The organism is Pyxidicoccus xibeiensis (assembly GCF_024198175.1).
Classification (GTDB): Bacteria; Myxococcota; Myxococcia; order Myxococcales; family Myxococcaceae; genus Myxococcus; species Myxococcus xibeiensis.
On sequence record NZ_JAJVKV010000006.1, the window covers coordinates 451,749 to 465,293 of the forward strand.

At 70.4% G+C, this 13,545-nt stretch carries 10 protein-coding genes; 6 read left to right on the forward strand and 4 right to left on the reverse strand.

The window, feature by feature from the left end:
* Positions 1–86: 86 nt before the first annotated feature.
* From LXT23_RS28645 to LXT23_RS28660, 3 genes are all read left to right on the forward strand, one after another.
* Positions 87–1,097, forward strand: coding sequence for a helix-turn-helix transcriptional regulator (locus LXT23_RS28645; protein WP_253983498.1), 1,011 nt, complete (start codon positions 87–89; stop codon positions 1,095–1,097).
* A gap of 80 nt (positions 1,098–1,177) precedes the next feature.
* Entirely contained in the window at positions 1,178–2,056 is an 879-nt protein-coding gene (locus LXT23_RS28650) for a tetratricopeptide repeat protein (RefSeq protein WP_253983499.1), read from the forward strand.
* Positions 2,053–4,137, forward strand: a complete 2,085-nt coding sequence (locus LXT23_RS28660; RefSeq protein WP_323379090.1) for a putative metal-binding motif-containing protein — start codon at positions 2,053–2,055, stop codon at positions 4,135–4,137. Before LXT23_RS28650 ends, LXT23_RS28660 begins: the two co-directional genes overlap by 4 nt.
* A 170-nt stretch (positions 4,138–4,307) precedes the next feature.
* Here the strand turns inward: LXT23_RS28660 and LXT23_RS28665 are convergent, their stop codons facing one another.
* Positions 4,308–6,365 (reverse strand): protein kinase domain-containing protein, encoded by a 2,058-nt coding sequence (locus LXT23_RS28665; protein WP_253983500.1) that lies wholly within the window; start codon positions 6,363–6,365, stop codon positions 4,308–4,310.
* 129 nt (positions 6,366–6,494) lie between these two features.
* Between LXT23_RS28665 and LXT23_RS28670 the strand changes: the two genes are divergently transcribed.
* The gene (locus LXT23_RS28670; protein WP_253983501.1) at positions 6,495–7,622 is read left to right on the forward strand and encodes a serine/threonine-protein kinase; all 1,128 of its coding nucleotides are present in this window, start codon (positions 6,495–6,497) and stop codon (positions 7,620–7,622) included.
* A complete protein-coding gene (locus tag LXT23_RS28675; RefSeq protein WP_253983502.1) occupies positions 7,619–8,569 on the forward strand; it encodes an RluA family pseudouridine synthase in 951 nt (316 codons plus the stop codon). The genes LXT23_RS28670 and LXT23_RS28675 overlap by 4 nt, the downstream gene beginning before the upstream one ends.
* 10 nt (positions 8,570–8,579) lie before the next feature.
* On the opposite strand, the gene LXT23_RS28680 is transcribed toward LXT23_RS28675, so the two are convergent.
* Entirely contained in the window at positions 8,580–8,993 is a 414-nt protein-coding gene (locus tag LXT23_RS28680; protein ID WP_253983503.1) for a secondary thiamine-phosphate synthase enzyme YjbQ, read from the reverse strand.
* A 251-nt stretch (positions 8,994–9,244) separates the two neighbouring features.
* Here LXT23_RS28680 and dinB point away from each other — a divergent pair, with 251 nt between their 5' ends.
* Positions 9,245–10,447 carry a DNA polymerase IV gene (dinB, locus tag LXT23_RS28685; RefSeq protein WP_253983504.1) on the forward strand — a complete coding sequence of 401 codons (1,203 nt, stop codon included), beginning with the start codon at positions 9,245–9,247 and terminating at the stop codon, positions 10,445–10,447.
* 80 nt (positions 10,448–10,527) lie between these two features.
* Here dinB and LXT23_RS28690 read toward each other — a convergent pair whose 3' ends face one another.
* Together LXT23_RS28690 and pcnB are read right to left on the reverse strand one after the other, a co-directional pair.
* A complete protein-coding gene (locus LXT23_RS28690) occupies positions 10,528–11,466 on the reverse strand; it encodes a DMT family transporter (protein ID WP_253983505.1) in 939 nt (312 codons plus the stop codon).
* Complete coding sequence (gene pcnB, locus LXT23_RS28695) at positions 11,463–13,217, reverse strand: polynucleotide adenylyltransferase PcnB (RefSeq protein ID WP_253983506.1); 1,755 nt, start codon at positions 13,215–13,217, stop codon at positions 11,463–11,465. The genes LXT23_RS28690 and pcnB overlap by 4 nt, the downstream gene beginning before the upstream one ends.
* Positions 13,218–13,545 lie beyond the last annotated feature (328 nt).

The following is a 13,545-nucleotide window of genomic DNA, read 5'->3' on the forward strand; positions in this document are numbered from 1 at the left end:
CCCCCGGTCGTGAAGACACCCTACGGGTGGAATCATGACACCTCCTGTCATGATTCCCCGCCTAGAGTGCGTGTGGGGTCTCCGACATGCGTGCCGACCGATTGATGAGCCTGACGCTGTTGCTCCAGAACCGCCCGAAGATGACGGCGGGCGAGCTGGCGAGGGAGCTCCAGGTCTCGGAGCGGACCATCCACCGCGACTTGGATGCGCTCTCCAGCGCGGGCGTGCCGGTGTACGCGACGCGGGGGGCGACGGGCGGGGTGGCGCTGATGGAGGGCTGGCGCACGGAGCTGACGGGCCTGACGCGGGCGGAGCTGCACGCCCTGGCCACGGTAGGGGCGCCCGGGGCGCTGGATGACCTGGGGTTGTCGGCGCCGCTGCGGACGGGGCTGGTGAAGCTGGCGGCGTCCCTGCCTGCGATTCAGAAGCCCACGCTGGAGTACGCACGGCAGCGGCTGCACGTGGACACGTCGTCGTGGTTCTCTGAAAGGGAGCCGGTGCCGCACCTGGCGGTGCTGCGGGACGCGGTGTGGCAGGACCGGCGGGTGTCGCTGGAGTACCGAGACTTCGAGGGCAAGAAGGGACAGCGGGTGGTGGCCCCGTACGCGCTCGTCATCAAGGCGGACCGCTGGTACCTCGTCGCGGGAAATGGGGAGGAGCCGCGCGTGTACCGGGGCTCGCGGGTGGAGGGAGCGCGGATGTTGGCGGAGACCTTCGCCCGGCCACCGGGCTTCGACCTGCCGTCGTTCTGGAGGGAGTGGTGCAAGCGCTTCGGAGAGAAGCGGGCCAGCTACGAGGCCACGCTGCGGCTCAGCCTGGAGGCGGAAGAGGCTCTGCGACGGATCCGCCCGCCCGCGGACCATGCGCGCATCGACGCAGCACCCAGGGCAAGGGATGGCACGAAGACCGTCACGGTGGACTTCGAGCGCGAGTCGATTGCCGTGGGGCAGCTCTGTGAGGTTGGAGCCGGTGTCGAGGTATTGGCACCGGAAGCACTGCGGGGCCGACTCATCAAGCTAGCAACTGTGCTGCTGGAGAATCATGGCGACCCTGCGGTACGGCAGCGTGCCCCCCGCCCCCGGAAGACAAAGCGCTGACTGCTTCAATTTCTGGCGCTGGCGGGCAAGCGGTTCTGTACCACGGATGCGCCAAGATCATCGTGTTAGGGTGGCCTTACATGGAAAGCATTCTTTTCACGGGAGCCTGCGCCCGCTCTCTGCTCCTGAGCCTGACCCTGGTGCTGCCAGGGTTCGCGCTCGCCCAGGGAGCTTCGTCCACGCCGCTGAAGGCCACGGGGCAGGACGGTGGGTTCCGGGCTCGGTTGCAGGCAGCAGCCCGGCTCTATGAGGAGCTGGAGTACGAACAGGCACTCAAGGCGCTGGCCCAGGCGAAGTCGCTGGCGAAGACCGACAACGAGCGGGTCCAGGTGGCGCTCTACGAAGGAATCGTGCTGGCGGACCTCGGTCAGCGGCCCCGCTCGCTCAGGGCCTTCCGCGAAGCGCTGACTTTGGAGCTGGATGTCCGGTTGCCGGTGAAGGTCTCTCCCAAGGTGGAGAGAGATTTCGAAACAGTGCGCAAGGAGGTGCGGAACGAGCGCGAGGTGATTGCCCGTGCGAAGCCGCTACCGGCTCCACGACAGCGCCCCTCTGTCGAGGCACCGCCAGCCACCACCGACCGTCCGGTCCAGTCCCCGAGTGTCGTGGTCACCCCGACTCCACTTCCTCCCGTGTCCTCGCCAGCTGATGTCGGCCTGGACCAGCCCATGCCAGACGTGGAACGTGCTCGCGGCATTCGCCCACTCCCACTGGCGCTCCTTGGGGCCGGGGTGGTGGCTGGCGGAGTGGGGAGCTACTTTGGACTCCAGTCTCGGGGCGACATTGATGACGCTCGGGCGAACATCTCCGTCGGCGAGAGGAGCAACCATCTGGAGGAGGCCAGGGGGAAGGCGCTCGCTGCCAACATCCTCTTCGGAGTTGCCATCACCGCTGCCGCTGGAGCCGCCATCACCTGGTTGACCGGCAACGACACAGGGAGCACGGCGGAGGTGTCTCCATGATTCGTGCGACTGCTTTTGTCCTCTTGTTCTTCACCGCGTGCACTGTGCCGAGCCTCGATGAACTCGAGGGCTGTGCCCTGTCTTCGGATGACTTGGATGCCGTCCTTGGAGACGGGAGCACCTGCGCTCCCGTGCACATGACCATCACCTACTCGGGTTTCCGTCCCCGCTGCGTCCTCGTACTGGCTCGTGATGTGGCCAGTGGGAAGGAGATCTCGAAGACCGTGGAGGGAAAGGGCGAGCCCACGGGTGGCTCCCTCGTCGTGGCCGTGCTTACGCCGGACGACTGGGGCAGCTCGGTGGCCATCGAGGCCCGCGCATTCGAGCGCGCCAACTGCGAGGGGAATCCGGTGGCGAGCCAGGCGTCGAGCGCCACGCTGACGCCGGGCGTCCCGAGCCCGGTGACGCTGACGCTGACCGCGGTGGACGACGACGGAGACGGCTTCGTCTCCCCTGCCACCAACGGCACGGATTGTCAGGACAAGGCGCCCACCATCCACCCCGGCGCGGAGGAGCGCTGCAACGACGTGGACGACAACTGCGACGGCGTGCTGGACGTGACGACGTTCCAGTTGGGCCAGTCGTGCAGGGAGGGCGACAGCTGCCAGGGCACGTACCGCTGCAACGCGAGCGGCGCGGCGTACTGCGACCTTCCGACGGCCACCCTGGCCTATCCGGACGGTGACAGGGACGGCCACGGCAGGAAGGGCGCCGCCGCCGAGCTCTTCTGCGGCTCCGTGCCCGCCGGCTACACCACCGGGGCCGCCGACGACTGCGACGACTCACGCATGAGCGTGCTCCCTGGCGCCCAGGAGCTGTGCAACGACGTGGATGACAACTGTGACGGCACCAAGGACGAGAACTACGCCGCGCAGCTCGGGGTAGCGTGCACCACGGCCCAGCAGTGCGGTGGTCGGACCATCTGCGATACCAGCACTGGAACCGCGGTCACCTGCATGGGCACGGAGGCTCCGCAGTCCTGGTACCTGGATGGGGACAGCGACACCTATGGCGGCGCCACCGTGGAGCTGTCCTGCCAGCGCCCGAGCGAGCGGCACCTCGGCGTGGGCGGTGACTGTAATGACGGCAACCGGTTCACCTATCCGGGTGCGCAGGAGCTGTGCGACCAGGAGAACAACGACTGCAATGCCGCCACCGAGGACACCAGCGTGTGTCCGGAGGGTGGACCGCGCTGGGTGGCCCAAGTCATCCCTGGCGGCGCTATCCTCATTGGCATCTCTCTGTGGAATGGTGGAACGTGGGTGTCAGGTACCGGTGGCGCGCTCGCCGTCAAGAAGCCGAGCGAGTCCACCTTCACGTCTCGCACCGGCATCTGCGGCACGAGCCCCTGGTATGGCATCTGGGCGGACCCGCGCAGTGGCCGCGCCTATCTGGGAGGTACTGGTGCCCGCTTGGGCATTGTCGCAGACGCGGATGCGACTACCTGCCAGCAAAATCCACCTAGCGCACGCGACGACACCTGGGGTCTGGTGGGATTCCCCGATGGATCCGGTGTGAGGATTTTCGGGGCTGGTTACATCCCTGGCACGATTGATCCACCGAGTGGACATGGCTTCGTTTGGGACGGCAGTGCCTCTGCGGTGACCACCACACGGTTCAACATGCTGCCCCTCTACGACGTCCACGGCCTGGCCAATGGCCCCATCTTCGCTGTTGGAGGAAACGCGGCCGCCCAGGCTGCCATCCACCGGTTCGATGCCATGCAGGGAACCTGGGTGCGGATGACCAATGGCGTGAGCGGCGGAACGTTGAACGCCGTCAGGGTCGTCCACCCGCAGCTGGCCTACGCCGTGGGCAACAACGGCACCGTGCTGAAGTGGGAGGGCGGCGACTGGGCTGCCATGACGAAGCCCACCAACGACACCCTGGGCGGCGTGGAGGCCTTTGGCCCGTCATCCGTGTACGTGGCGTCCCGCACGGGGAAGCTCTACCGCTTCAACGGGACCCAGTGGAGCGAGGTCGGCAATCCAGGCGGCAGCCTCTTCCGGATGGCTGGTACTCACCCCGGAGATCTCTGGGTCGTCGGCGATGGCGGCCGTGTCATCCACTGGCCACAGTGACCCCGGCCATGCAAGGCAAGGCTACGGGCCTTACGCATGGGAAAGGCACCGGCGAGGTCAGGATTGGGCTCGTGTGGCCCCCTCGCCGGATGTCCTGACCAGGAATTGGAGAATCCCGAACAGGCGAACCTGCATGCCTGCAATGCACGGCACTCCGTGTTCCTTCCGCCCTACTCCGCTTCCAGGTTGAGCTTGAACACGGTGGTCTGCCCCGCCTTCACCTCGACGGTCCTCGACACGTCCTTCCCCAGCTCCTTGTTGAAGAGCCGGAGTTTGTGCGTGCCCTCGGCGACCACCACATTGTCGATGGGCGTCTGGCCGAGGTCTCTCCCATTGAGCCACACGTTGGCGTAGGGGCGGATGCGGAACGACAGCGTTCCCCTGGCCGCGGCAGGCTCCGCGCGAGGCGGTGACCGCTTTCGCTCGACGGGAGCGGCGGGTTGCTTCTCCGTGGGGGCCTTGGCCACCGGCTCGGAGGCAGGCGCCGCGGGAGGAGTCCTTTCGGCAGGCACACTCGCGGGAGGAGCAGGAACAGCCGCCGTCTCCGCAGACGGACCGCCCTGCGCAGCCGGTTCCTGCACGGCAGCCTTCCCCGTCGCGGGCTGCGCCTCGGAAGCCGGCGCCGCCGCGCCCCTGGGAGGCGCGGCAACAGGAGCCGCCTCAACGGGACGAGGCTCCTGCGGCAGCGGCTTCACCCCCACCGGCACGGCCTTCTCCGAGCCCGAACCGAACAGCACGAACGCTCCGCCCACCGCGAGCAGCACTCCACCCACCGCCACGGCCACGAGCTTCCCGGACCGCTTCGGCGCCCCGGGCGCGCGGAACTCGGAGCTCCGCGTATGCACCGCGTCCTCGGCATCCGCTCTCGGGTCGGCGTCCTCATCCAGCGCTGGCAACTCCGCCCCAGGCGAAGGCAGCCCCGGCTCCATCACCACGGCCGGAGGCACCTTCCACGCCTCCCCTGCCCCACGGCCTCCAGCCGCCGCCAGGCCGGGCTCCGCACGGCTGACCGCCGCCCCCCTCGCCGAAGACACCGACCGCTCCTGCGTGGTGGGCCGCGCCGTCCCGCCCCCCGCCGGAAGCGCCCGCGCGGTGGGACGCGACGACGCATCCACCGCCGGCTCCTCCAGCGTCTCCCGCTCCAGCTCCGCCGACTTGAAGTCCGGAGGCAGCTCCCGCGCCATCGACACCATCGACCTGGGCATCGGCGTCGTGGGCGACGTCGAGTCCACCGGCATCTGCATCGAGCTTGGCGCCGTCGCCGGCTTCGGCCCCGTCTGCACGCGCGGCTGCGGCGTTGCCCCCACCGTCCCGCCCGCGGCCTCCGCCACCAGCGGCGCCACGAACCGGGCAATCTGGTACGCCCCCACCGACTCCCCGGTGGACATCACGAAGCGCTCCAGGTCCGCCTGGAGCGCATGACAGTCCGGGTAGCGCCTGTCCCGGTCCTTCGCCAGCGCCCTGTCCAGCACCTGCTGCAGCGCCACCGGCAGGTCCGGCCTGCGCTCCACGGCGGGGACGAACTGCTCGAAGAGAATCGCCTGCATCACGCTGACGTCCGTCGTCGCGTTGAACGGCCGCTTCCCCGTGAGCAGCTCGTACAGCACCACCCCGAGCGCGTAGACGTCCACCCGCCTGTCCAACGGCTTCGTCTGCAGCTGCTCCGGTGGCATGTACGCCACCTTCCCCTTCACCACCCCCGTCTGCGTCCGGTGCCCCTGCCCCGCCACCTTGGCGATGCCGAAGTCCACCACCTTCACCGCGCCCTGCCGCGACACCAGGACGTTGTCCGGGCTCACATCCCGGTGAATCAGCCCCAGCGGCTCGCCCGTGAGCGGGTCACAGAACTCGTGCGCATACCCCAGCCCCTCCGCGGCGAAGGCCACCAGCTTCGCGCAGATGGCCGGCGGCAGCGGCGCCTCCACCGCGCGCTTCACCAGCCTGCGCAGCGTGATTCCGTCGATGAGCTCCATCGCCAGGAAGTAGCTGCCCTCGGCCTCGCCGAAGTCGAAGATCTGCACGATGTTCGGGTGCTCGAGCTGGGCGGCGAGCTTCGCCTCGCCCAGGAACATCTCCACGAACGCCGGGTCCTCGGCCAGGTGCGGGAGGATGCGCTTGAGCACGAGCGTCTTCTCGAAGCCCATGGGACCGGCCGCCTTCGCGAGGAAGACCTCCGCCATCCCCCCGGACGCGAGCTTGCGCACCAGCTGATACTTCCCTACTTGCATGGGGCGAAGGTTCTCCCAGGTTTGCCGGAAAAGTGAAACTCCCCGCCGTCCGCACTGACCAACTCCCGGCAAACGGGCGTCGATGAAGTTTGACCCTGACCCGACGCGCTCCGTAGGATCCTCCCACCCATGCACCCGAAGGAGATCGGCCCCTACCGCGTCCTGGAGACGCTCGGCAGTGGCGGGGCCGGAACTGTGTACCGGGCCCTGGACCGCCGCACCAACGACGAGGTCGCGCTGAAGCTGCTCTCGGCCGGCCCCTCGCTGGACGCGCGCGCCGCGCGCCGGCTCGCCCGTGAGTTCGAAACGCTCGCCGACCTGTCCCACCCCAACGTGGTCAAGGTCTTCGAGTCCGGCGTCCACCAGGGCTGGCCGTACCTGGCCATGGAGCTCATCGAGGGCCTCACCCTCCGGCACTACCTCGACATGAGCGGCGAGGACCTGCTCTCCCACCCCGCCGGCTACACGCCGCGCAGCCCCCTGTCCGTGCGGCGCACCGAGGACGACGACTTCGGCACCGGCAGCGACAGCCTGGCGGACTCGGACGTGGGCGAGGGCGTCTTCGGCCTGGCCGCCTTCGCGGACGAGGCCCCCAGCGAGGACCTGGCCAGCTTCGCCGGCGCCGGCATGTCGGGGGGCATGGCCTTCGGCGATGACTCGGACGACTCGCTGGAGAGCCCGGACCCGGCGCCGCCCGCGCCCCGGCCGCCGGTGGAGGAGCGCATCCGCGTGGTCCGCGTGGAGGAGCTCAACCGCCCCGAGCGCATGGGCCGCCTCAAGGACGCCATGCTCCAGGTGTGCGAGGCGCTGGCCTACATCCACGGCCACGGGCTGGTGCACCGCGACCTCAAGCCCTCCAACATCATGGTGGACGAGGACCGGCAGGTGCGGCTGATGGACTTCGGCCTCGCCAAGTTCCTCGCGGACGACGTGGCGATTACGGAGGCCGGCAAGCTGGTGGGCACCTACCGCTACATGGCGCCGGAGCAGATCCTGGGCGAGCCGCTGGACGGGCGCGCGGACCTGTACAGCCTCGGGGTCATCCTCTATGAGCTGCTGAGCGGGCGGCCCCCCTTCGACGCGAAGACGCCGCACGAGCTCTGGCGGCAGGTGCTGGAGACGGAGCCGCCACCGGTGCTGGCGCTGAACCTTCACGGGGACCCGCAGCTGGCGCGCGTGGCCCACCGCCTCATCCGCAAGGAGCCGGACGACCGGTTCCAGACGGCCGAGGAAGTCTACGAGGCCCTGTCCGAGTGAATCCCTCCAAGCTGCACACCCTCACCGTGGACGCCGCCAAGGCGGGCCAGCGGGTGGACCTGTTCATCGGTGAAGCGCTGGGCCTGTCCCGCGCGCGCCTCAAGCGCCTCTTCGAGGCCGGCGCGGTGAAGGTGAATGGCCGCACGGCGAAGAAGGGCCTGACGCTCACCGCCGGGCAGAACATCTCCGTGGAGGTGGAGGAGGAGTCGCGCGAGGCCGTGCCCGACACGGACTTCCCGCTGGTGGTGCTGCACGAGGACGCCGCGCTCGTCTTCGTGGACAAGCCCGCGGGCCGGCCCTCGCACCCGCTGCAGTCCGGGGAGACGGGCACGGTGGCCAACGCGCTGGTGGCCCGCTACCCCGAGTGCGCCCAGGCGTCGGTGGACCCGCGCGAGGGCGGCCTGTGCCACCGGCTGGACGTGGAGACGTCCGGCGTGGTGGTGGCGGCGCGCACGCGCGAGGCGTGGAGCGCGGTGCGAGACGCCTTCGGAGGCCGCACCGTGGACAAGCGCTACGTGGCGCTGGTGACGGGGCCGCTGGCGGACGAGGGCGACATCGACGTGCCCCTGCGCCACCACCCGCGCCACCCGGACCGGGTGGAGCCCGCGCCCCACGGCGCCGAGGACGCGCGCGAGGCGGTGTCCCACTTCACGGTGCTGGCGCGCACGGGCGACCACAGCCTCGTGGAGGTGCAGATTCTCACCGGCGTGCTGCACCAGGTGCGCGCGCACCTGGCGGGCATCGGCGCGCCCATCGTCGGGGACGCGCTGTACGGAGGCCGGGAGGCGCCGGAGCTGGGCCGCTTCTTCCTGCACGCCCGGTCGCTGTCCGTGCCCCACCCGGAGACGCAGAAGCAGGTGCGCGTGTCGAGCCCCCTGCCCCCGGAGCTGCGCGCGGAGCTGGAGCGCCTGGGCCTGCCGCTGCCTCCGGGCGAACAGCAGGGCTGAGCCGCGACGCCTATTCGCCCATCACCTTGACGATGACGCGCTTGCGGCGCTGTCCGTCGAACTCCGCGTAGAACACCTGCTGCCAGGGCCCCAGGTCCAGCTTCCCCGCGGTGACGGGGATGATGACCTGGTGGTGCACGAGCATCGACTTGAGGTGCGCGTCGCCGTTGTCCTCGCCGGTGCGGTGGTGGCGGTAGTCCGGCCCGAAGGGCGCGAGCTGCTGGAGCCAGTCCCAGATGTCCTCGTGCAGGCCAGACTCGTCGTCGTTGACGAAGACACCCGCGGTGATGTGCATGGCGGAGACGAGCACCATCCCCTCCTGGATGCCGCTCTTGCGCACCAGGGCAGACACCGTGTCAGTGAGGCGCACCAGCTCGCGCCGCTCCTTGGTTTCGAACCACAGGTACTCGGTCAGGGTCTTCATGGTGTCCACGTTCCGTCAAAACCTTACGGCCTTGCGTTGTCTGTGATTCAACCGGGCTCGTCCCATCCACGTCCACCGCCTTGGGGCCTCTCGCGAGGCTGGACCTGCGCGAGCAACCTCACAGGTCCTGAAGGTACACCTACCTCTTGAGTCACCAGGGTGCCGCGGGCCTCGAATCGCATGTAGCCTGTACGCGTCTTCACGCTCGCGCCCGCCGAGCGTCAGAGGGGACCGTTACAGTGATTCACACCATGCGAGCCATCATCCACGTGGACATGGATGCCTTCTATGCATCCGTGGAGCAGCGGGACAACCCTGCCCTGCGCGGCAAGCCCATCATCGTCGGTGGGCACGCGCAGCGGGGTGTGGTGGTCGCCGCCTCCTACGAAGTGCGCCCCTTCGGCGTGCGCAGCGCCATGCCCATGGCCCGCGCCATGAAGGCCGCGCCCCACGCCATCGTCGTGAAGCCCCGCTTCTCCGCGTACGCGGAGGCCAGTGAGCAGGTCTTCGCCATCTTCGAGCGGTACACGCCCCTCATCGAGCCGCTGTCGCTGGACGAGGCCTTCCTCGACGTGACGGCGTCGGTGGGCCTGTTCGGCACGCCCGCGGACATCGCCCGGCGCATCCGCAAGGAAATCGCGGACGAGCTGGCGCTGCCGGCGTCGGCGGGCATCGCCGCGGTGAAGTTCGTGGCGAAGATTGCCTCGGACCTGGCCAAGCCCAACGGGCAGCGGGAGGTGCGGCCGGAGGAGACGGTGGCCTTCCTCGCGGGGCTGCCGGTGTCGCGCCTGTGGGGCGTGGGGCCGAAGACGGAGGAGGCGCTCAAGGTCGCCGGGCTGCGGACCATCGGCGACGTGGCCGCGCGGGAGCCGGAGTGGCTGGAGGAGCGGCTCGGCTCCAGCGGCCGGCACCTGTGGGAGCTGTCGCAGGGCATCGACACGCGAGAGGTGGTGCCGGACCGGGCCGCCAAGAGCGTGGGCGCGGAGGACACCTTCGACGAGGACCTCACGGGGGTGGACGCGCTGAAGCCGCACGTGCACTCGCAGGCGCTGCGGGTGGGGCGCCGGCTGCGGCGCGCGGGGGTGAAGGGCCGCGTGGTGCAGCTCAAGCTGAAGTTCTCGGACTTCACGCTCATCACCCGGCGCACCACGCTGCGCGAGGCCACCGACGACGGGCAGGCGCTCTACCGCACCGCGCTGGAGCTGCTGGAGCGCTCGCACGAGGGCAAGTCCATCCGCCTCACGGGCGTCAGCGTGCAGCTGGACGAGGTGCCCCCGCAGCTGGGCCTCTTCCCGGCGGCGCCGCCGCGCGCCGCGAAGCTGAACGCGGCGCTGGACAAGATTGCCGAGCGCTTCGGCAGCAAGGCGATAACGACGGCGGACATCGCCGGGAGCGAGGCCCCGGCGGACGACGAGCACCGCTCCGAGCGGCCCGTGGACAAGCCGAAGCGCTGAGCCTGCGGCCCCCGGCGGACGACACGCATGGCTCCGCGCGGCGAGTGGCCAGGCCGAAGCCCTGCCCTCCCGCCCGGACCTCAGTCCGCCGCCGGCACCATGTCCGGAGGCGGCGGCTGGCGCAGGGCCTCCTCGCGGGCCATGAACAGCACGCCCACCAGGGCCATGCCTCCGCCGACGAGCTGCACCCAGTCCGGCGTCTCCCCCAGCAGCGGCACGGCCCACAGCGTGGACAGCACCGGCTCGCCGAGCGTCGTCACCGCGACGAAGGGCGCGGACAGGTGGCGCACCGAGGCGTTGAGCAGCGAATGCCCGATGAGCTGCGGCACCACCGCCAGCCCCACCAGCACGGCCCAGGTGCGCGGCGTGAAGCCGGTGAGCGGCGAGTCGACGAAGAGGTGCGCCACCATCAGCGCCACCGCCGCCACCGAGTACACCACGCCCACGTACGTCCCCAGGGACATGGCGTCGCGCACGCGCCGGCCGATGACGAAGTACACCGCCGCCAGGATGGCGCCCATCACCGCCAGCACGTCACCCCAGAGGGCCTGCCCTCCGGCGGCGAAGTCCCGCGCGCCGATGAGCACGCTGCCCGCCAGGCACAGGCCGATGGCGGCCAGCCCGCGCGGGCCCACGCGCTCGGACAGCGCCACCCAGGCGAACAGCGCTACCCATACCGGCTGCGTCGTCACCAGCGCCACCGAGCTGGCCACGGTGGTGTACTGCAGCGAGGCAATCCACGTGGCGAAGTGCAGCGCCAGCGCCAGCCCGGACAGCACCAGCCAGCCCCAGATGCGGGCCGACAGCGAGGCCAGCTCGGCGCGGCCCCGCAGCAGCGCCAGCAGCAGCAGCGGCGTGGCGGCGAAGGTGAGGCGCCACGCGGAGATGGCCAGCGACGGCGCCTCCGCGAAGCGGATGAGGGGCGCGGCCCAGGACACGGCCACCACGCCCAGCACCAACCCTCCGTAGACCCGGGCCTTCGTGGGACGCGGCGCCGGAACCGGAGGGGTGTGGCTCAAGCCTCGCCCGCGTCGGAGCCGGACGCGGGGGCACCCGACGAACCCGCGCCCTCACCGGAGGCCCCGCCCCCGGCAGGACGGCGGCGGCGGCGACGACGGCGGCGCTTGCGCTGGCCTCCGCCCTCGCCACCCTCGGCGTCGGCGGCCTCGGCGCGCGGCTGCGGCACCTCGCCGGCCTTCCACGCCTCCAACTGCTCGCGGTTCTCCCCGGTGGCCTCCACCGTCATCTCGAAGACGGCCAGGGCCTCCTGGAAGAGCGGGTGGCGCTTGAAGGCCGCGCTGCGACGGCGGCGCTCGCCCGTCAGCGTGCGCTGGGCCAGCAGCAACATGCGGCAGCGCTCGGCGATGCGGCGGGGCAGCCGCGCCGACTGCACGAAGCCGGCGAGCAGGTCCTCCACCACCTGCGACACGGAGGGCCGCGCCCCGTCCTGGGACTGGGCCTGGGCCTGGGCGTCCTCCGGCCCCGGCGAGCGGCTGATGGGCATCAGCAACATGGCCAGGAGGATGGCGTCGTCGAGCGGCTCGCCCGAGGCCACGCGCCGGTCCAGCGCCTGGGCGAAGGCGTAGAAGGTCTTCTCGCCCTCCTTGCCATACTGCTTGAGGTACGCGTTCACCGGCGGCAGCAGGATTTTCAGCGCGTCCAGCGCGTCCAGCAGCTTGAGGGCCGGGGCGGACACGCCGCCGCGGATGAGGCGGAAGGTCTCCTCCAGCAGGCGCGCGGGGGCGCAGCGCGGCAGGTCCTCCACCGCGCCCTCCATGGCCGCGTACGTGCGCGACTCGATGTCCAGGTCCAGCTTCGCGGCGAAGCGCACGGCGCGCAGGATGCGCACCGGGTCCTCGCGCATGCGAATCTCCGGGTCGCCGATGGTCCGGATGAAGCGCTCGTCCAAGTCCCGCCGGCCGCGGACGTAGTCGATGACCCGTCCCTCGGCCACGTCGTAGAACAGGCCGTTGATGGTGAAGTCGCGGCGGCGCGCGTCCTGCTGCGCGGTGCCGAAGACGTTGTCGTGGGTGATGAGCAGGTCCTCGCTCGACTCACCCTCCTCCTCACCGTTGGCGGGGGCGGGCTCCAGCTCCGTCGGGTTGGCGCGGAAGGTGGAGACCTCGATGATCTTCCCGCCCTTGAAGTAGACGTGCGCCAGCCGGAAGCGCCGGCCGATGAGGCGGCAGTTGCGGAAGATGCCGCGCACCTCGTTGGGCGTGGCGCTGGTGGCGATGTCGAAGTCCTTCGGCTTGCGGCCCAGGAGCAAATCGCGCACGCAGCCGCCCACCATGTAGGCCTGGTGGCCGTGCTGGTGCAGGCGGAGCACCACCTTGAGCGCGTCCGGGTCCAGCTCGTCCGGGTCGATTTCCGCCGGCTCGCCGGTGGAGCGGACATGGGGCGCGTGCAGCGCGCGCTCATAGGGGGTGGGCTCGGGCTCGGGCTCGAGGATGGTGGGGACCTCCTCCACCTCGACCTCGCCGGCCTGTGCGGCCGCGGCGGCCTCGGCGGCGTCCGCGGCCTCGGCGGCGGCCAGCGCCTCGACGCTCAGGCCGACCTCGTCGAGGCTGCCCTCCAGGGCGTCGTCGTCCTCGCCCTCGTCGTCTACGTCCTCGGCCCCGGCGGACAGCTCGGGCTTCTCGGACTCCTCCGCGGGGGAGGGAGGCGTGGGCAGGGTGTGGGGGGTTTCGGAAGGGGCCGCTTCGGTGGCCACGGGCTCGGAGGCGCTGGCCTGTTCCGAGGGCGCCGACAGCTCCAGATTGGAATTCATGGGGACCTCTTGTTCGCCGCGCTCGGAAGTCGCTGCCGCCTCGAAGGAGGCAACCTCGCGCGCGTCGTTATCGGGCGCAGGTGGCAGCGGACCGCCGGCAGGCGGCGTCTCAGTCGAATCTCGCGTCATCGCCATTTGACGCCCCCCAGGGGGCGCTTCAAGGGCAGCCGTCTATACCGCATCCTCCCGGGTAGGGAGTAGCGAGTGAAGACATTGTTGACCGGGGATACCGGGCCGGTGGGGGCCGTCCTGGCCTCCCTGCGCCGACCCGGTGGGTGGGGACGCCTTCCGAGCGCCCGTGCGCGAACAGGCAGAGCTTCCGTTCGCG

Bases quoted from the DNA above. Each gene is read 5' to 3' on its own strand.
- LXT23_RS28645 (WP_253983498.1), top strand. From the start codon at position 87: ATGCGTGCCGACCGATTGATGAGCCTGACGCTGTTGCTCCAGAACCGC.
- pcnB (WP_253983506.1), bottom strand. From the start codon at position 13,217: ATGAATTCCAATCTGGAGCTGTCGGCGCCCTCGGAACAGGCCAGCGCC.
- LXT23_RS28665 (WP_253983500.1), bottom strand. From the start codon at position 6,365: ATGCAAGTAGGGAAGTATCAGCTGGTGCGCAAGCTCGCGTCCGGGGGG.
- dinB (WP_253983504.1), top strand. From the start codon at position 9,245: ATGCGAGCCATCATCCACGTGGACATGGATGCCTTCTATGCATCCGTG.
- LXT23_RS28670 (WP_253983501.1), top strand. From the start codon at position 6,495: ATGCACCCGAAGGAGATCGGCCCCTACCGCGTCCTGGAGACGCTCGGC.
- LXT23_RS28660 (WP_323379090.1), top strand. From the start codon at position 2,053: ATGATTCGTGCGACTGCTTTTGTCCTCTTGTTCTTCACCGCGTGCACT.
- LXT23_RS28680 (WP_253983503.1), bottom strand. From the start codon at position 8,993: ATGAAGACCCTGACCGAGTACCTGTGGTTCGAAACCAAGGAGCGGCGC.
- LXT23_RS28650 (WP_253983499.1), top strand. From the start codon at position 1,178: ATGGAAAGCATTCTTTTCACGGGAGCCTGCGCCCGCTCTCTGCTCCTG.